This is a genomic window from Alteromonas sp. ABH2_165, from assembly GCF_056159945.1.
On record NZ_JBSWWF010000002.1, the window covers coordinates 184,142 to 201,457 of the forward strand.

Genomic DNA, 17,316 nt, shown 5'->3' on the forward strand with positions numbered 1-17,316 from the left:
AATGGCTCATCATTTGATGAGCCATTTTTATTTATCACTAAAGGATCAGACTATTCTGTAAACGTTACCGCAAAAGTAACAGGTACTGCTGCGGTGATGCTGCTAAGTTTAGCAACGTCCTGCAAGGCTTTAACGCCACCATCTAATTTGAAATCAGCTGCACTGACGATGGTCGGAGCCGTAGTTGCCACGGTGATTTCATCATCAGATACTTTGCTTACTAGCACGCTGAAAGTCGCCGGTGCGGTAACCCCATGAAGGCTCAGTTCGCCTTTCACTTTACCGGTAGTGCTTTCACCCGCGCTGAGTTTCATTAATTCAGCCGGTACCGTTGCAGTGAATGTAGCAGAAGGGTACTTACCACTTTCAAACAACATTTCCTGCATGCGGGTATTACGCAGAGGAATATTGGTGTTTACGCTGCTAAGCGGTACTTCAACTGTTAACTTTCCTGCGTCACTTAAACTTCCTTCCAGCTTGTCGAAGCTGTGAACTTCGGTCACCTGGGCATTCTTGGTTGATAGAAAGTTCAGGCTGGAACCTTCGCTGTCCAGAGTCCATGCCGCAGATGCTGGCAGTGCAATGCACGCTGATAACGCCAGTAACGTTCTCTTCATCATTCCTTCGCTCCTTTGTCGTATTGTACGATGTCGTTCCAAGGCACACGCTGGTCGCCAAGTACTACGAAATCTGGGTTTTCCAGCGTGTTACGCTGGTTGTATGTTAGTGGTTCAAAGTTTGCGGCAAGAATACTACCGCCAGCTTCAGACACGATACATTGCGATGCGCCTGTGTCCCACTCTCCGGTAATGCCGAGTCGCATGAATACGTCAGCTTTGCCTTCAGCAATAAAGCAGGCCTTTAGTGAGCAGCTGCCCAGCGGCAGAGTTTGATAAATCCGCTTTGCTGACATGCGAGAAAAGACTTTCTCTCTCGACTGACGGCGACTAATGGCGATCATCACTACGCTATCGTGAGGATCGTCTAGCTGGCGCACGTTAATCTGTTTGTGCTCGTCTGGCGCTTCTTTAAAAGCACCATGGCCTTTAGAGGCGTAATACAACGATTGTCCCGGAGGCCAGAATATGACACCAATAACCGGCTCATTGTTCTCGATAAGCGCGATATTTACGGCAAAATCACCACTACGGGCGATAAATTCCTGAGTACCGTCGATGGGGTCGATTAACCAATAACGATCCCAGGTTTTACGCTCTTCCAAACTGGCATGTTTGTTCTCTTCCGAGAGAATGGGAATATCGGGTGTGGCTTCAATCAGGCGTTTGTTAATGATGTCGTTGGCCAGGTAATCGGCACTGGTAACAGGCGATTCATCATCTTTGGTGTATTCATCGAAATCACCCTGATCGTAAACTTTTAACACGGCTTCGCCGGCTTCTAAAGCGACTTTCTTTGCCAGTTCAACTAAGGCTTCTCGGGGATCGTTTGGCATGCGTTAGTGCTCCTCTAACCACTTCTGAGCTAAAAACAGGGCAGCGACACAACGAGCTTCGGTGAAGTCTTTTCGCGCGAGCAGTGCATTAGCCTGACTAACAGGCCATTCCACAACTTCAAGGGGCTCAGGTTCGTCGCCTTCCAGCGACTGCGGATACAGGTCGCGGGCAAGTACGATTGTCATTTCGGCATTAAAAAATGTCGGGGCCATACTCACGGTATGGATAACGTGTAAGTCGCGGGCAGCGTACCCGGCTTCTTCCTGCAGTTCGCGATTAGCCGCTTCCAGAGCGGTTTCACCCGGATCGATCAATCCTTTTGGAAAACCCAGTTCGTAGGTATGTGTACCCGCGGCGTACTCTCGAATAAGTACCATGGTGTTTTCATCGAGCATGGGCACAATCATCACTGCGCCCCGGTTTCCGCCAGCCATTCGCTCAAACTGGCGTTCTTCGCCATTAGAGAATGTGAGATCCAGCCTTTCGACTTTAAACAACCGACTACGGGCTACAATTTCCCGGTGTGTAATTTCTGGCAGTGTTTTGGCGGGATCAATTTTACTCATGTTTATCCGTTACAACTTTCGTTATGATGACAACCAATGATTAAGCTTAATGTATTTGAAGGAAAATCGCTTGCCATTTCTACCCTGGAGTGAAATTGACACGGTTCTGCTCGACATGGACGGAACCTTACTGGATTTGCACTTCGATAATCACTTCTGGATCGAGCACCTGCCGAAAAAAATCGCTGAACGCAGTGGGAAGTCGGTGGAAGAATGTAAAGCGACCATGATGGCCCACTATCAGCGAGTCATGGGGCAGATACAGTGGTATTGTCTGGATTACTGGGCTGAGCAGCTAAATATGGACATTATGGCGGCCAAGCGTGAGATTGAACATCTCATTTCCATGCGCGACGATACCTTGCCATTTCTCGATGCGCTGCATGAAACCGGCCGAGAGGTCATTCTGGTGACTAACGCCCATCCTGATAGCCTTTCTTTGAAGGTTGAGCACACTCGATTAGACAGTCACATCGACACGCTGATCTCCACTCACGAATTCGGTGTGACAAAAGAATCGCAAAATCTGTGGAAGCAATTGCAGGCCCGTGTTGGTTTCGACCCGTCACGTACGCTGTTTGTAGACGACAGCCTGAATATTTTAGAAGCTGCGCAGAAGTTTGGTATCGCGCATTTGCTCGCCGTAAGCAATCCTGACAGTAAACAGCCGGTACGGTCAATTAACGCATTTCCTGCGGTTGAAGATTATCGTACGATGGTAGAAGAGATTCGTCGCCATCCAGTAAGGAAACGATAATGACGGTATGCATCGTGGGCTCTAAAAACCCGGTAAAGCTAAACGCTGCCAGGTCATCACTTAGCCTGTCGCTAGACTTGCCAGCCCTTGAGGCCATTGGCATGAATGTGCCAAGCGGTGTTCCAGAACAACCGATGAATTCGACAGAGACGCGTCAGGGCGCCATTAACAGGGTCAAAGCCTGCCTCGCACAAGCCGATGAGACGTCCCGCGAGCAAGACTGGTTTATCGCTATTGAAGGCGGTGTGGATAGGTTTGAAGATGGTCCGGCCACCTTTGCCTTTGTCGCTATTTACCATAAAAACCAGTGGTCTGTGGGGCGCAGTGCTAATTTGCCATTGCCACCCTCCGTGTTCAGCGCATTACAGGCCGGTGAAGAACTCGGTCCACTGATGGACAAACTGTTTAACACCGACAACATCAAACAAAAAGGCGGCGCCATCGGCCTGCTCACCAACCACCTCGCTACCCGCCAAAGCGTTTACGAACTCGCGATTTTGCTGGCAATGGCGAAATTCAATCATCCAAATTTGTTTGCTGATTGACGTAGCTAGCTAAGTTTATCTTAGCCAGAAACTGGACGGCTATATCTCTTTTGGTTATGCTCTGGTCATAACATTGGTGTGCGAGATAAAAATTGGATAACGGACTAGCTAATCTTCTTGCCCTACATGATACCGAAGCACACAGAGATGATGGTTACTGGTGGAGAATTGAGGCGTGGGAAGTGCAACCAAGCAGAGAAAGGCCTCATGGTATTCGCTATAATCTCACTTTGCATAATAAATTCAATAAGCGTGTTTTCGGCTTAGACAATGCACATGCTGTTAAGCCTGTCAGGAAAAAAGGTTTTGCAGCTAAACGTTATGATTATGACCATATGCATAAGTCAGCCAGTGATAAGGGAACACCTTATGAGTTTAAAGACGCTACTTCGCTGTTAAATGATTTTTTCACTGGAATTGATATAACCATTGAAACTATAGAGGGTAAAAGATGATGAAAGCTCGAATCGGCATCATGTCAGAGCAACTTATCCGTGTGCGGGCGATAGCCATTGCTCAGGGAAAATATACACCTGGCAAGCATGAACCAAAAGTCTGGTACACCTCTCTCAATGGAATCTCTCAGATTTTGAATCCTGATAACATCGCACTACTGAGACTGATTGATCGTGAACGTCCAGAAAGTGTTACTGCGCTCGCCGAATTAAGTGGTCGCCAAAAGTCGAATCTATCCAATACATTGAAATCATTAAGTGAAAAAGGATTTGTTCGCCTGGAAAAAGGACCTGGGCGGAGCTTGAAGCCAGTTGCATTGTTTACGGATTTTGAGATCGTTATTACGCAGGAAATCGAGAATCTGCTTGCGGAATTACAGCAGCAAGCTGCATAGGATGCTGCTGTGATCTTTTCTCTCCGATAATTTGTTCGAATGATCATCTAGAAAACTCCCTGCGTTATTCACTCCAGAAGTGTGAAAAAAATTCCTTATCTGTGAATAGGTTAACATTAACTTGAAGTAATGTTTGTCTGTTCATTGACGCTAACTTCCTGAATCAACATAATTTTTACAATTTAATATTTGTCTGGCTTCATGCTTGCACCTGTTTTTCACAACATTGAATTAATGAACATGATGAAACAGGAGCTAACTATGACCGACAAAGTACAAACGATTAATCCTGCCACTGAAGAAACTGTTGCCGAATATACGCTGATGTCCGAAGCGGACGCGAATCAAGCCGTTGATATTGCCCATGAAGCTTTTCTGAGCTGGAAGAAAACCAGCTTCGATGAACGGGCGAAACTAATGAATAACCTTGCCGATCAGATTGAAAACAATGCCGACACCATTCTCGATTTAATGACCAAAGAGATGGGTAAAGTAACTGAACAGGGTAAGCAGGAAATTGCGCTGTGTGCTTCCATATGTCGTTACACCGCCGAAAATGGCGAAAAGGTGCTGGAAGATGAAAACCGTGTATACGATGGCGGCAGTGCCATTATCACCTTCCAGCCAATTGGTGTGATTTTGGGGATTCAGCCCTGGAACTTCCCGCTCTATCAGGTTATTCGTTACAGCGCAGCCAATGTCATGGCCGGTAACACCACAGTGATGAAGCATGCTGCCAATGTGTTTGGTATGGCGGAATTTATTGAGAAGCTCTATCTCGATGCTGGTTTCCCGAAAAATGTTTACCAGTCGTTACTGATAGACGGCAAAACTGCGAGCAAGCTTATTGAGCATGACAAAGTGCGCGGCGTCACCTTTACTGGCAGTGACAATGTGGGCAAAACTGTGGCGGAAACCGCTGCAGGCCTGTCGAAGAAAACTGTACTGGAACTGGGCAGTAATGATGCCTTTGTGGTGCTGTCTGATGCCGATATTGAAACAGCGGTGGAAGCCTGCGTACAGGGACGCATTATTAACAACGGCGAAACCTGTGTGGCGGCCAAGCGCTTCATTATTGTAGAAAGTGTCTACGACGATTTCCGTAACAAGTTTGTTGACGCGTTCAAGGCGCTGAAGGTGGGTGACCCTACCGATTCGGAAACGGATCTTGGTCCCATGGCCCGTGAAGATCTTCGCGACAAACTGCACGAGCAGGTCGAAGAATCTGTGAAAAATGGTGCCACAGTGACACTCGGCGGTGAAGTGCCAGACAAGACAGGCTGGTTCTATCCGGTAACGATTTTAGAAAACATCAAGCCAGGTATGCCTGCTTATGATGATGAACTGTTTGGTCCGGTGGCTTCTTTTATTCGCGCGAAGAACGATGCAGATGCTATGCGTATTGCCAACGATTCCCGTTATGGTCTGGGCGGCGGTATTTTCACCTCTGACAAGCAGAAAGCCATTGATCTGGCCCGGGAAGAATTCGACACCGGAATGGTTAACATTAACGGCTATTCACTGGCACAGCCTAACCTGCCATTTGGTGGGGTGAAAGACAGTGGCTACGGTCGTGAGCACGGTGGTTTCGGCATGAAAGAGTTCGTTAACGAGAAAACGATTTTTATTGCTGAGTAAGCGTTGAATGTAAAAGCGTAAAGTATTAAGCAATGCCCTGACTTACGAAAGTAAATCAGGGCTTTTTAGTTTATAAAGAATAGATTTTTTACGGCAGTTAAGTGCTCATTAAATCGTGTAAGTCGCACCTATGTAAAACGTTCTGCCGCTTTGTGAGGTGTTGTACAGGCGGTCGCTGCTGTCTGAATACTGCTCCTCGCGCTCATCGCTCAGGTTTACCCCTTCCAGGCTCAGTTTGAGATTTTCTGACACGTTGTAAAACGCCGAGAAATCCCAGTACGTGGTGCCGTGGAAGCCAGATTCATCTTCATCTACGCTGGAGGTCTCTACCCAGGTTAGGTATTTATCGCGGTGCGTCGCCGATACTCGAGCTCCCCATGCATCTGTCTCGTAATACACCGTGAGGTTATAGGTATTCTTCGACAGACCGTAGAAAGGACGAACAATTTGTGTTGTTTCGCCATCAACGATCACATCGTGCACCGAGTCTCCATCGGCATAGGTATAGTTTGCAATGGCGCCCAGCTTATCGAATGGCGCAGGCAAAAAGTCGAAATCACGCTGCAAAGAGAATTCCCAGCCGCTGAAGTCACTGTCCTGAAGGTTTTGCGGCTGATATACGTCGTAAAGCGTGTCAGCGGTTTGCGGGTTGCCGTCTGCGTCCACCGCGCCGTCGATGAGTTCCAGCGGATAACCGGTTTCACCATAAGCGGTTGGTGTGGTGGTAGTGCTGATAAAGTTTTCTATATCCTTTCGGAAATAAGAAACAGCCATATAGCCCACTTCATCGAAGTAATATTCTACACCTGCTTCCATGTTTACGGTTTCGAACGGCTGCAACGCCGTATTTCCCGCGCTGATAGAAAGGCCGCTAGCCCCGGCTTGAGGATCGGTGTTGATGCTGCCGCCAATGGCAAGGTTGTTCAGTGTCGGACGGGTTAGGTTCTTGCCGGCACTGGCGCGCAGTACTAAATTGTCTGTGGCATACCAGGCCAAGTTCATGGTTGGCAGATAGCCATCGTAGTCACTTTCCAATGTGACGTACTCCGTCTGGTTAAACAGGCCCGCAGAGGTAATGTCGGTTTGATAATAGCGAACACCAGCATTCGCTCTTAATTCAGTATCGCCCAGGAACAAGCTAAGATCGTACAGCACGTAAGCCGCTTTTGTTTCTTCTTCCACCTTGTTTGGTGTACGCACCATGTCGCCGTTTCTGTCGATGCCATAAGTCGCCAGTACACTGTTCACATCGGTACTCAGCCAGGCTTGTTGACTGTGCTGGTTGTTCACAAACACGTAATCGGGATTTACCACGTCGGATACGGCGCCAGACTGCCAATCATCGAGCAATAGGTTGTCGGTTTGCAGATAATTGTCTGAATGCTCGAATTTCTTGTAGGACAGGCCCACTCTTAATCCGCTGTAACTGTTCAGCGCATAGTCGGCATCAATTTTGGCCACATCAAAAGCGTTTTCAATATCGTTAGCGAGCAGGTCGATATCGTGATAACGAAACTCATCGATGTTTGTGGGGTTATAGCCGTTGATATAGCTGTTCTGACCATAAAAACGGTCCTGAGTGAAATCAATGGTTTCGTCACCGAAGGATTCCAGATAAACCTTAGCACTGTTGTCCTGATAAGTGCTTTTCATGGTACCGGCAAGAGCGGACAGTGTGAGATCAGACGATACCGTCCAGTCTGCGTTTAACACAAACTGGGTTATTTCACTGTCAGCCGTTTGATTACGGGTTTCAGACTGGATATTGGTGTTACTGAAAGAGGAATACACCACTTCATTATTGGCGTTGTATTCAATGTCGTTGAGTTGGGAACAGACATAGCCTGCGCCATTATCGTAGTCTGGGCCGGCACAGCCCAGCGCCGTAGAGTTTGAGCCATTATTGGCGAGGTGATATTCATCGCGATCAATACCTAGTTTGCCGTAAAGGGCGTCAAAGCCAATGGACAGGTCGCTATTCGGGCGATACTGCAGTGCCAGCGTTGCGCCTAGGCGGGTTTGGTCACTGTTAAACAGTGAATAGCGACTCCCCCGGGAAAACCGCAAATCGCCACTGTTTACAGCCGCTTGGTCGGCTGCGGACAAGGCTGAGATATCAGAGCCTTGTGCATCGAGCGGCCGCCAGCGATAGGTGTTATAGCCTTGCTCACTGGTATTACGATTGCTGTAAGCCACAGAGATTAACGCACCGAATTTGTCCCATGTATTAGAGACCAGCGCGGCAATGCGCGGGCTGGTGTCGTTGGTGTTTGCGTTATCGCCGGCCTGGACGCTGATGGCGCTACGGAAGCCGTCGTAGTCGAATGGCTTAGCAGTGTGCAGACCAACGGTACCGCCAATGCCGCCTTCGTCCATGTCTGCAGAATACGACTTCTTCACATCTATTTGGTTAAACAGTTCAGAGGCAAAAATGTTGAAGTCGAAAGAGCGGGAGTTATTGGTGCTCCCGCGACTGTCCATGGATGATGAAGAGGTGCCCAATGCTTCCATACCGTTCAGTTGTACCTGCGTGAAATCGGCATTCAAACCGCGCAGAGAGATCTGTCGGCCTTCACCCGCTTCGCGGTTAATGGTGACGCCAGGAACCCGCTGGAGCGATTCAGCCAAGTTCAGATCGGGAAAGTCGGCAATGTCTTCTGCCAATATCGTGTCTTGTGTGCCCAGTGCATCTTTTTTTAAGTCTTTGGCTTGAATAAGCGAGCGACGGTAGCCGGTTACTTCGATTTGCTCCATCGCCTGTGCAGAAGGATCGGATTCTTGCGCCTGCGCGGTTTTTGGCAAACTGCCTAAAATACTCAATACGGCCAGAGCGAGAGACGTTTGTCTAAAAACGGTGTGCATAGTGGGTCCTTGATAATTCTATTTGTGTCGTTTCGTTATTGTTTTCAGGACCGACTATGGCAGGGACTGTGCCAGTCTAAATGGGGATATTCAGAACCGTTTTTTTCTTGAACGATAATCCATAATCTCGAGGTCGAATGGATAAATTGATGGGATGAATGACACCGATGTCAATCGGTGATCTTTTCGGACTGACGGTGTTAAGGGATCGTCTGTTTGAAGGCGCTGTGTGAAGTGTTCCTGAAAAGCAACACTTCACTACGAGGTAATTGCGGAAAGCCTTATGTCTTCTGTTTTATTAGTTGTGGTGCTGCAGGAAGCGACAGCATACCCACTAGAGTTTTATCGGCGTATAGCCATCAGGACCGGGCGCACCGAAAATGGCGGCGGCATCGTGAACTTCGTCGGGGAGTGATTCATCAATTTTAAATCGTCCGTCGATAGAGAAATTTTTAAAGCCTTGTTCAACAATCACGTCCAGGGTTAAGCCCAACATGTTCGGCTCATTCACCTTGATCCCTAGTCCCTTATCGACACAACGCAGTTCCGCCGAATAATTACCAAAATCGATAGGGCCGCGAGTACCTGCCACTGTTGCATTCAGCCAGTCACCAAATCCTATCAGCTCGTTACAATCTGGGCCGAAGGATAAGGCTTCGATACGGGCACGGAAACGTCCGTCTGCATTAACCGGTAACGGTAGCGGCACTTGCGCCAATACCCGGTCTGCAGGCATAAATAAAAGGAAGTCATTGGATTCGATGGTTTCTGGAGAAAACAGGCTGGTGCGTACCTCTCCTTTGAAAGACACTTCGTCGGCGGCGCGAAGGTTACCGCCTTTTACATCAGCGTGAATGCCGCCAGTGAGCAGTGCCAGGCCAGACAGTTCCCATTCCACATTGGTCACTGGCGTACCTTCAAATACCACGGCCTGCGCTTTACCGTTCCACACCGTGCCGGTTACACCGTAAATATTCAGCCCTTTTGGCAACGATTGCCCTTGCAACAGAAAGGTGGCTGGCATGTAGATCACCAGAAAGAACAGAAACGTCAGGATTGCCGCCAGTGTCCACAGAATTTTTGCTTTCATTATTTACCCAGTTGAAGTCGACGAATACGAACCATGCCCGGCGCGTTGCCTTCTGCGAGGTCGGCTTGAAGGATCAGGATACCCATTTCTTCCATATTCTGCAGCCAGCCCAGAACATCATTAAACGGTGCTTCATCTACCGTTACCTGAATTTCATCATCTTGAGGCTGCATGCGGGCGATGGCGATATTGAATCGCGCTGACGAGGTGTTTACGGCCTGGGGTAATGAGCCACTGAAAACCTTATTGCCTGAGGTGCGGCGCAGCTGCTGCGCGCGAACGGCATTTTCCTGCACCCACAAAAGTAACTCGCTTTGGCTCTCTAGTCGGGCTTGTTGCTGTTCAAGGCTGTTTGAAAGCGGTTGCCAGATCACCCAGTAAAACAGCGCGATAATGAGCACAACACCAGAGATAAGAACCAGACGTTGCTCGCGCTCGCTAAGTTGGCGGTATTTTTCCATTAATTTCATCGCTTAGCCCCGTATCGCTACTGTGCCGATAACCGCATCATCACGATTATTAATTGCGCCCTGTTCAATTTCAAACCCGGCACTTTCTGCCTGGCGTTTGAACTGCTCTAACGACTCAAAGTTTTTACCTATGGCCTGCATGCGTATTTCTGTTCGTGATGCATCGAAACGCAAGGTTTGTGGTTTCACTTCAGAGGTAGCAAACGCATTCGTTAGTTCGCCCATCATTGCCAGCATAGACGCACTACCGCCGCCCTGCTGCATCTGCGCCATTTCACTGCGGATCTTTAAGCGTAAATCCCGGTAAGTGCCAAGGTTTGGAAATCCGGCTTTCACGGCCTGATCAATCTGTGCACTGAGCTGGTCATTTTGCTGGCTTAACTGATAGATGCTCACGCCCTTATCAATCAGGCTGGTGGTCAGTGCAACCACGGCCAGAACAGCGGCTACCCGCCATTGATGGAGATAGCCGGTACGCTTGCGTTTAATGCGGTATTCGTTTTGCAGTAAGTTGAACGACGAGGCTATCGCTTCTTTCGCCATCACGTGCATGGGTAGCTCGAGGTCGGCGGTGTGTACATCCAGGTTGGGGATGGCGGACAACTCCATATCGGCGTAATTGTGCACGGTGGTTAACGATTCAGCCCGGCGCAGGCGATGGCTGAACGCGGGTAGCAGCCAACTGAGCTCGCCTTCCATGCCTTGCCATTCATCCTCACGAATAAGCAGGTCCTCACCGACTGCAAGCACGCTCCACGCGCCCTCATGATGAGGAACGGCGAGTACATCAGGTAACAATTTGTCGCAGTACAGGCCGGCTTCGTTGAGCCAGTCCTGCCAATCTTCCATCTTTTCGCGGCTGACAATCGCTACCGCCTGTTGGTCACCCCGTCGAGGCCCCATGGCAAAAAATTGTTTGCTTACATCCTGTGCCAGTTCATCTTCTAGCATGAACGGAATGGCACTCAGCACTTTGCGACTTGCCCGTGGCGGCAAGGCTACCCAGCGCATTGCGATATCGCAGGTGGGTACCAGCGCGATAGCTGGGCGTTGGCCCGCTCGTTCTTTTAATGTTGCCAGCTGTGAGGCATCGGGCAGTTCACCGGACGCGATGATTTCCTGTTCATCGGCCGACCAAACCAACCACTGCACACGGTCTTCCTGCCGTGAGCCTAGCCTGACCAGTAATTGTTCCATTACTTTACTCCTCCGAATTCGCGTCGCACAACTTGTACGTTCTCTCCACCCTGAGCTTTAAACAGCGTGCTGAGCGAAAAAGTGGCTTTATTGTACTTGGTCTTTGTATGCAAGATAAAATATCTGGTAGTGATGGTAAACCAATCAAGTTGTTCAGCGGTAAGATTCATTGCCGCAACAGACGGTTCACTCAAAAAGTCGTTTATGTCGTCCCAGCCATCTTCCGGGCGACTCGATATCAGGCTGGTAGCGTCGGTTAACGTCATGCCTGTTAGTCCTGCGAGTAATGCTGCACGCTCTTTAGTAAGCGTGTTAACGTTAATTTCCATGGCAGTCTCGTCGGGGATAACGCAAATCAATTCCTGAATATCTTTCAGCCACAGTGGGCTGACGCCATTCACCAGACGCAGCTCTGACTGATTGGTCATGAGGTTATTCGCCGCCAGATAAGGGTGTTCACGGCTTTCGTATTCGGCATCTTCAGCGCCATAAGTGCGCATACGATCATCCCCATCCAGCCAGTCAGCTAAGCTGTCTCGTACCGTTTCTGCGGTGTAGCTATCGATATTATCGCCGGTTGCTTCCAGCATGCGACCGAACGCCAGCATGGGTTCTGTGGCCTGGGTTGAGTTGCTACTGCTTTGGCTACTCTGTGCTGCTTCGCCGAGCGCATTCAGATTAAAACAGCTCTGAGCATCCTCGAGTTGCGCTTGAATACCGCCGTTCTCCAAAGGGAATGTAAATTCCTGCGCCCAGGGCTGAGTAATAACAATTTTATCGGCCGTTTCATCGAAAATGCTTTTTATCGATTTACGGGCGAAGGCTTCTGCGCTCATGGCATACCAGTAGGCCTGATTATTATCTTTGATATTAGACGCCCGCTTCACCTGAATTTGTAGTCTTGAACCCATGTCGGTAGCAATAATCACGACTAACGCTACGATCATGAAAACAATAATCAGCGCGACGCCACGTTGTTTATGCATGCTTCTCATAAACTGGCTCCGCTAACCGTAAATTCGCGGCGTATAAGGCCAAAATCTTTGCTCACAAACTCGAATGCAACGGCTTTGGGGAGTGCCGCGCCGACGAACGATTCACTCCAGTTCAGGCCTTCAGATTCATCAAAGTTGCCGTTTTCGTCTTCTTCAACATCGGCAATAAATTCAACTTTAAAATCGGAAATGTCTTCCAGCAGTACTCTGACTTTAGGCTCGGTGCCAACCACGTTGTCCACATAGTTGGTGTACAGTCGTTCAAGGTTGCCATCGCGAACCCGGTAGGCAACGGCTTGTAAGGTGCTACGGGGCAACATCATTTGCGGGTTCTGCCAACCACTGCGCACAAACTGAATGCCCTCACCATCGCTGTCATCGGTTTCGCCACCACGCATAACTACCGTATTGCTTTCACCTGATCCCGTGCGTACCGCGCGGGGAACGGCCTGCTGCATGTCCCGCTCTATAGTGGTGACGGCGCGCTGAAGTTTTTGAAATTTATCAAAACGAGCGGAAGACAACTCGTCACTGTCGAGTACGGTGGTAAGTACTGCCGTGGAGGCCACGCCAATGAAAGCAAAAATCGCAATCGCGATAAGAATTTCAATGAGAGTAAATCCACGTTGTTTCATTGAATCGCCACCGGCTTGCTCACGTAGGTAATCACATTCGCCTGGAAGTACTCGTACTGCGGGTCTTGGCCTACGTTCACTTCTACTGCACGTAAGTCGTCATCGGTAGTTTTGGTCACAACCTGCTGCCAGTACCAGGTGCGATCTGCCATTTCCATGGTTCCGCGCTGATTGTTTTTCGGCGGCCAGGTACCAGTGAGTTTCATCTCGTTCAGACGGTTATTGGCTACCCAGGTGGCAAAGGTGACTTCTTCAACCTGGCTGACGCTGGATAAATGTTCGGCGGCAGACTTCATTACCGCAGTACCGGCCAGCGCAAAAATGACCAATGCGGCCATTACTTCAATGAGGGTCATGCCAGACTGACGGCCAAGTTGCGCTTTCATTGTGGGGGCAACTCCAGCGGCCCTTCCAGTTTCAAGGGAGGCACGTCTTCATTAAGAATTTGATAGTAAACCGGAGAATCGGTACCAAAGTCTGGCTCGTAATTCATGGTTAGCGTAAATGGGGTGATTTCGCCGCTGGACATAATGAGTACCTGAGGCGGGGGCAGCTTGCGATCTTCTTCGTTACCGATTTCTACGCCTTCTTCGTCTAGCGAGAAGTTTTCATTAAACATTTCGCGGTCGAATAGCTGATCCTCGGTATCCCAGGGCAAGTCATCGAGGTTTAAATCGTAAGTAAACGGGTCGGCGAGTACGTGGGCTTCATAAAGTGTTTCGTCAGTGATTTTTTCCCACTCGTCGTCATCATTCAGAAACACAAAGTAATATTCGTGATCATCCTGCTCAAAACGAATGCCCAACTGCTGCTGATTCAGTACCGCGTAGTCACTGGCCATATCTACCAATACTTGCAGGCGCTGGGCTTCTTTTTTCAGTTGATCTGACTGGTTAACACCAAAAACATTGAATACCACATAGGTGGCAGCCAGCCCCATCAAGGCCATCACCAACATCAGCTCCAATAAGGTGAAGCCGCGCTGCGGTGTGTGCAGGTTGGGAAGACGGGGCTGTTTCATACACAATACGATTACAGGTATTCGTTCACGTTCCAGGTACCGATGTCGTCATCAGTGCCTGGTTCGCCGTCGGGGCCATTTGAATAGATGTCGTATTCACCCATTTCACCCGGACTCATGAACTGATAAGGATTGCCCCACGGATCTTCTGGCAGGCGCTGGATAATGCCGCCCTTCGGGTAGTTCTTTGGAATTGGCTCGATAGTCGGCGCTTCAACCAGGGCTTCCAAACCTTGCTCGGTAGAGGGATAACGGTTTGCCTGCATCTTGTACATGGCAATTGCGCCTTCCAGTTGCTGGATATCTACCGCCGCTTTTTTCTTCTGTGCAATTTCCTGGTTACCAATTACGTTTGGCAGAACCATAGAAGCGATAATGCCGATGATAACCAATACAATCATCACTTCAATCAGGGTAAAACCTGCGTGTCTTCTCATCTTTCTCATTAGATATTCACCATCTTATTCATAGCTAATATAGGTTGCAGTATGGCCATTACGATAAACAGTACCACCAAGGCCATCACAACAATCAACATGGGTTCAAAAATTTTAAGGGTTATGCTGACCTGGGCTTCGAATTGACGCTCCTGGTTGTCTGCAGCACGCCCTAACATGCCTTGTAATTCTCCTGACTTTTCGCCAGAGGCAATCATGTGCATCATCATCGGCGGAAACATTTTTGTGTTGTCTAGTGCAGCCCGCAAGCTGCTACCTTCCTTAACATTGACCGCCGCTTCCATAATAAGATTCTTGATGTGCTGATTTTGCAGTACATCGGCGGATATGCGCATGGCTTCCAGCAATGGCACAGCGCTGGATGAAAGAATGCTTAAAGTTCGGGCGAATCGCGCTGTATTCAGGCTTTTGCTCACTTTACCGATTACCGGTAACCGCAATATGAGCTGGTGATACTTGAGCCGCATGGCGGGTTGCTGTACCAGCCGGTTGGCAACGAAAATCAACAACATGATAAACAGTAGCAAGAACAGACCGTAACTGCGCATCCAGTCACTCAGGTCAATTAAGAACTGTGTAATAGCCGGAAGTTCCTGGCCCATATTGGTAAAGTTGCCGACGATCTTAGGCACGACCAAGGTAAGAAGTAATGAGATAACCCCTATGGCGAAGGTAAGCATAATGCAGGGGTACACTAACGCCTGGGTAATTTGGCTACGTGTTTGCTGACGGCGTTCGGTGTAATCGGCCAGTCGGTTTAGTACCACATCAAGGTGTCCGGATTTTTCGCCGGCAGCCACCATGGCGCGGTATAACTCGTCAAATACGCTAGGGAACTGGCCCATGGCATCCGCTAAACCATGACCTTCTACCACTTTACTGCGCACTGCCATCATCATATTTTTGTGACGGGGTTTTTCGCTTTGTTCGGCCACGGCCAATAAAGCTTCTTCAATAGGAAGGGCCGATTCAATAAGGGTAGAGAGCTGGCGGGTAATAAGCGATAAATCGGCGGCTGAAATTCGCGGTCGGAATAACGACGACATGCTTTTAGACTGGCTGCTGGATTTCTCCGCTACCATTTCCACTTCAAGGGGAATTAGGCCCTTCTCTCGCAGCTGTTGGCGTACCTGACGGGCGTTATCACCTTCAAGTACACCTTGCTTATTACGTCCGCTTGCGTTTACCGCTTTGTAAGAAAACGCTGCCATGGATTAATCCTCGCGGGTAACACGCAGCACTTCTTCTAACGAAGTCATGCCGGCCAGTACCTTGCTGCAACCGTCTTCACGAATACTCGGGGTATGTTGTCGGATATATTTCTCTATCGCCTGCTCGCCTTTACCGTCGTGCATCATGCCTCGAATGGATTCATCAACCAGCAACAACTCGTGGATGCCGGTTCGGCCTCGATAACCGGTTTGATTACAGGCAGCACAGCCTTTTGGCTGATAAATTGTTGGCAGAGGTTCACCCGGCTTCACACCCAGTAGCTCTGCTTGTTGTTCGGTAGGCTGCGTTGGCACCCGGCACTCAGAGCAGAGTGTGCGCACCAGACGTTGCGAAAGCACTGCTAACAAGCTCGACGACATTAAGAATGGCTCGATACCCATGTCTTCTAATCGAGTAATTGCACCAGATGCGGTGTTGGTGTGCAGTGTGGATAATACTAAGTGACCGGTCAAACTGGCCTGAACCGCAATTTGGGCAGTTTCGATATCCCGAATCTCACCCACCATCACAACGTCAGGGTCTTGGCGGAGAATGGCCCGTAAGCCACGGGCGAAAGTCATGTCTACCCGCGGATTAACCTGGGTCTGACCAATGCCAGGAAGATCGAATTCGATAGGGTCTTCCACCGTTAGAATGTTGCGGTCTTTCGAGTTGATCTCGGTTAAACCTGCATACAAGGTGGTACTTTTACCCGAACCTGTGGGGCCGGTTACCAGAATAATGCCGTGTGGTTTGCGGATAAGCTCTGAGAATACATCGCGGATGCGTTTGGTCATCCCCAGGTCTTCTAAATTCAGTCGCGCATTGTTTTTATCTAACAGACGTAGTACTACGCGCTCGCCGTGGTTAGATGGCATGGTGGAAACCCGCACGTCTACCGCGCGACCGGCAATGCGCAGCGTAATACGGCCATCCTGCGGTACCCGCTTCTCGGCGATATCGAGTTTCGCCATAACCTTAATACGGGATACCAGCATGGAAGACAGCTTACGATTCGGGCGAAGAATTTCGCGCAGTACACCGTCAACCCGGAAGCGCACAATAAGCTGGTTCTCGAAGGTTTCGATATGAATATCGGAGGCACCCTCTTTGATGGCTTCGCCGAGCATGGCGTTGATCAGTTTGATGATCGGGGCATCGTCTTCGCTATCGAGAAGGTCTTCGGTGTCAGGGAGTTCTTCGGCTAACGAGAACAAATCGCTTTCGTTGCCCAAATCTTCCATAAGCTGCTTAGCTGCAGACGAGTCACGCTGGAACGCCTGGGTCAGCAGACCTTCAAATTTATCCTGTGGGATCTCAGCAATAGTAAAAGGCTCGCCATAGAAACGGCGTACTTCAGCAAACACGGTGAACGGCGTGGCTTCGGTGAAGTATAGGGTGGCCGGATCGGTATTGGTTTCAAGTAATACATGGTGGCGCTTGGCAAAGCTAAAGCTAAGCTGACGCGGTCCGGCCTCTTCTGCCAGTTCTTCATCTGACAGGCTATCCATAGCCTCTTCCTGCGCTGCGATAGCCTGCTCGAGCGGGTCTTCAGTCGCAGCCATA

General features: G+C 49.3%; 19 protein-coding genes. 5 read left to right on the plus strand and 14 right to left on the minus strand.

Features of this window, described 5'->3' with window-relative positions; all coding sequences use genetic code 11:
* Window positions 1-50 precede the first annotated feature (50 nt).
* Genes ACXAFQ_RS05435 through nudE form a run of 3 tightly spaced genes read right to left on the minus strand, consistent with a single transcriptional unit; the run spans window position 51 to window position 2,020 of the window.
* Window positions 51-620, minus strand: a complete 570-nt coding sequence (locus tag ACXAFQ_RS05435; protein ID WP_474818679.1) for a YceI family protein — start codon at window positions 618-620, stop codon at window positions 51-53.
* Window positions 617-1,453: a 3'(2'),5'-bisphosphate nucleotidase CysQ gene (gene cysQ, locus ACXAFQ_RS05440; protein WP_474818680.1), complete on the minus strand. Its 837-nt coding sequence runs from the start codon at window positions 1,451-1,453 to the stop codon at window positions 617-619. Before cysQ ends, ACXAFQ_RS05435 begins: the two co-directional genes overlap by 4 nt.
* A 3-nt stretch (window positions 1,454-1,456) precedes the next feature.
* The gene (gene nudE / locus ACXAFQ_RS05445; RefSeq protein ID WP_070124546.1) at window positions 1,457-2,020 is read right to left on the minus strand and encodes an ADP compounds hydrolase NudE; all 564 of its coding nucleotides are present in this window, start codon (window positions 2,018-2,020) and stop codon (window positions 1,457-1,459) included.
* Between the two features lie 70 nt (window positions 2,021-2,090).
* Between nudE and yrfG the strand changes: the two genes are divergently transcribed.
* From yrfG to ACXAFQ_RS05470, 5 genes are all read left to right on the plus strand, one after another.
* Window positions 2,091-2,777: a GMP/IMP nucleotidase gene (yrfG, locus tag ACXAFQ_RS05450; protein WP_474818681.1), complete on the plus strand. Its 687-nt coding sequence runs from the start codon at window positions 2,091-2,093 to the stop codon at window positions 2,775-2,777.
* Window positions 2,777-3,322: an inosine/xanthosine triphosphatase gene (yjjX, locus tag ACXAFQ_RS05455; protein WP_474818682.1), complete on the plus strand. Its 546-nt coding sequence runs from the start codon at window positions 2,777-2,779 to the stop codon at window positions 3,320-3,322. The genes yrfG and yjjX overlap by 1 nt, the downstream gene beginning before the upstream one ends.
* A 92-nt stretch (window positions 3,323-3,414) precedes the next feature.
* On the plus strand, window positions 3,415-3,777 hold the full coding sequence (locus tag ACXAFQ_RS05460) for a toxin-antitoxin system TumE family protein (RefSeq protein ID WP_474818683.1): 363 nt from the start codon (window positions 3,415-3,417) through the stop codon (window positions 3,775-3,777).
* Window positions 3,774-4,172 carry an HVO_A0114 family putative DNA-binding protein gene (locus ACXAFQ_RS05465; protein ID WP_474818684.1) on the plus strand — a complete coding sequence of 133 codons (399 nt, stop codon included), beginning with the start codon at window positions 3,774-3,776 and terminating at the stop codon, window positions 4,170-4,172. Before ACXAFQ_RS05460 ends, ACXAFQ_RS05465 begins: the two co-directional genes overlap by 4 nt.
* A gap of 261 nt (window positions 4,173-4,433) precedes the next feature.
* Entirely contained in the window at window positions 4,434-5,810 is a 1,377-nt protein-coding gene (locus ACXAFQ_RS05470; RefSeq protein WP_474818685.1) for an NAD-dependent succinate-semialdehyde dehydrogenase, read from the plus strand.
* Between the two features lie 108 nt (window positions 5,811-5,918).
* Here the strand turns inward: ACXAFQ_RS05470 and ACXAFQ_RS05475 are convergent, their stop codons facing one another.
* The 11 genes from ACXAFQ_RS05475 to gspE form a co-directional block, all read right to left on the minus strand.
* Window positions 5,919-8,672 (minus strand): TonB-dependent receptor, encoded by a 2,754-nt coding sequence (locus ACXAFQ_RS05475; protein ID WP_474818686.1) that lies wholly within the window; start codon window positions 8,670-8,672, stop codon window positions 5,919-5,921.
* A gap of 334 nt (window positions 8,673-9,006) precedes the next feature.
* Window positions 9,007-9,762 carry a type II secretion system protein N gene (locus ACXAFQ_RS05480; RefSeq protein WP_474818687.1) on the minus strand — a complete coding sequence of 252 codons (756 nt, stop codon included), beginning with the start codon at window positions 9,760-9,762 and terminating at the stop codon, window positions 9,007-9,009.
* Window positions 9,762-10,232 (minus strand): type II secretion system protein GspM, encoded by a 471-nt coding sequence (gene gspM / locus ACXAFQ_RS05485; RefSeq protein WP_070124554.1) that lies wholly within the window; start codon window positions 10,230-10,232, stop codon window positions 9,762-9,764. Before gspM ends, ACXAFQ_RS05480 begins: the two co-directional genes overlap by 1 nt.
* A 3-nt stretch (window positions 10,233-10,235) precedes the next feature.
* Entirely contained in the window at window positions 10,236-11,429 is a 1,194-nt protein-coding gene (gspL, locus tag ACXAFQ_RS05490; RefSeq protein WP_474818688.1) for a type II secretion system protein GspL, read from the minus strand.
* Window positions 11,429-12,424 carry a type II secretion system minor pseudopilin GspK gene (gspK, locus tag ACXAFQ_RS05495; protein ID WP_474818689.1) on the minus strand — a complete coding sequence of 332 codons (996 nt, stop codon included), beginning with the start codon at window positions 12,422-12,424 and terminating at the stop codon, window positions 11,429-11,431. Before gspK ends, gspL begins: the two co-directional genes overlap by 1 nt.
* Window positions 12,421-13,059: a type II secretion system minor pseudopilin GspJ gene (gene gspJ / locus ACXAFQ_RS05500; RefSeq protein ID WP_474818690.1), complete on the minus strand. Its 639-nt coding sequence runs from the start codon at window positions 13,057-13,059 to the stop codon at window positions 12,421-12,423. The genes gspK and gspJ overlap by 4 nt, the downstream gene beginning before the upstream one ends.
* Window positions 13,056-13,445 carry a type II secretion system minor pseudopilin GspI gene (gspI, locus tag ACXAFQ_RS05505; RefSeq protein ID WP_474818691.1) on the minus strand — a complete coding sequence of 130 codons (390 nt, stop codon included), beginning with the start codon at window positions 13,443-13,445 and terminating at the stop codon, window positions 13,056-13,058. Before gspI ends, gspJ begins: the two co-directional genes overlap by 4 nt.
* Window positions 13,442-14,080 carry a type II secretion system minor pseudopilin GspH gene (gspH, locus tag ACXAFQ_RS05510; RefSeq protein ID WP_474818692.1) on the minus strand — a complete coding sequence of 213 codons (639 nt, stop codon included), beginning with the start codon at window positions 14,078-14,080 and terminating at the stop codon, window positions 13,442-13,444. Before gspH ends, gspI begins: the two co-directional genes overlap by 4 nt.
* Window positions 14,081-14,091: 11 nt before the next feature.
* A complete protein-coding gene (gspG, locus tag ACXAFQ_RS05515; RefSeq protein WP_425388356.1) occupies window positions 14,092-14,517 on the minus strand; it encodes a type II secretion system major pseudopilin GspG in 426 nt (141 codons plus the stop codon).
* A gap of 8 nt (window positions 14,518-14,525) precedes the next feature.
* A complete protein-coding gene (gene gspF / locus ACXAFQ_RS05520; protein ID WP_474818693.1) occupies window positions 14,526-15,749 on the minus strand; it encodes a type II secretion system inner membrane protein GspF in 1,224 nt (407 codons plus the stop codon).
* A gap of 3 nt (window positions 15,750-15,752) precedes the next feature.
* On the minus strand, window positions 15,753-17,315 hold the full coding sequence (gspE, locus tag ACXAFQ_RS05525; RefSeq protein WP_474818694.1) for a type II secretion system ATPase GspE: 1,563 nt from the start codon (window positions 17,313-17,315) through the stop codon (window positions 15,753-15,755).
* Window position 17,316: the final 1 nt, after the last annotated feature.

Coding starts and splice junctions, on each gene's coding strand:
- gspI (WP_474818691.1), bottom strand. CDS start 13,445: ATGAAAGCGCAACTTGGCCGTCAGTCTGGCATGACCCTCATTGAAGTA.
- gspJ (WP_474818690.1), bottom strand. CDS start 13,059: ATGAAACAACGTGGATTTACTCTCATTGAAATTCTTATCGCGATTGCG.
- gspL (WP_474818688.1), bottom strand. CDS start 11,429: ATGGAACAATTACTGGTCAGGCTAGGCTCACGGCAGGAAGACCGTGTG.
- gspF (WP_474818693.1), bottom strand. CDS start 15,749: ATGGCAGCGTTTTCTTACAAAGCGGTAAACGCAAGCGGACGTAATAAG.
- gspK (WP_474818689.1), bottom strand. CDS start 12,424: ATGAGAAGCATGCATAAACAACGTGGCGTCGCGCTGATTATTGTTTTC.
- ACXAFQ_RS05465 (WP_474818684.1), top strand. CDS start 3,774: ATGATGAAAGCTCGAATCGGCATCATGTCAGAGCAACTTATCCGTGTG.
- ACXAFQ_RS05480 (WP_474818687.1), bottom strand. CDS start 9,762: ATGAAAGCAAAAATTCTGTGGACACTGGCGGCAATCCTGACGTTTCTG.
- gspG (WP_425388356.1), bottom strand. CDS start 14,517: ATGAGAAGACACGCAGGTTTTACCCTGATTGAAGTGATGATTGTATTG.
- gspH (WP_474818692.1), bottom strand. CDS start 14,080: ATGAAACAGCCCCGTCTTCCCAACCTGCACACACCGCAGCGCGGCTTC.
- gspM (WP_070124554.1), bottom strand. CDS start 10,232: ATGAAATTAATGGAAAAATACCGCCAACTTAGCGAGCGCGAGCAACGT.
- nudE (WP_070124546.1), bottom strand. CDS start 2,020: ATGAGTAAAATTGATCCCGCCAAAACACTGCCAGAAATTACACACCGG.
- yjjX (WP_474818682.1), top strand. CDS start 2,777: ATGACGGTATGCATCGTGGGCTCTAAAAACCCGGTAAAGCTAAACGCT.
- gspE (WP_474818694.1), bottom strand. CDS start 17,315: ATGGCTGCGACTGAAGACCCGCTCGAGCAGGCTATCGCAGCGCAGGAA.
- ACXAFQ_RS05475 (WP_474818686.1), bottom strand. CDS start 8,672: ATGCACACCGTTTTTAGACAAACGTCTCTCGCTCTGGCCGTATTGAGT.
- ACXAFQ_RS05470 (WP_474818685.1), top strand. CDS start 4,434: ATGACCGACAAAGTACAAACGATTAATCCTGCCACTGAAGAAACTGTT.
- cysQ (WP_474818680.1), bottom strand. CDS start 1,453: ATGCCAAACGATCCCCGAGAAGCCTTAGTTGAACTGGCAAAGAAAGTC.
- ACXAFQ_RS05435 (WP_474818679.1), bottom strand. CDS start 620: ATGATGAAGAGAACGTTACTGGCGTTATCAGCGTGCATTGCACTGCCA.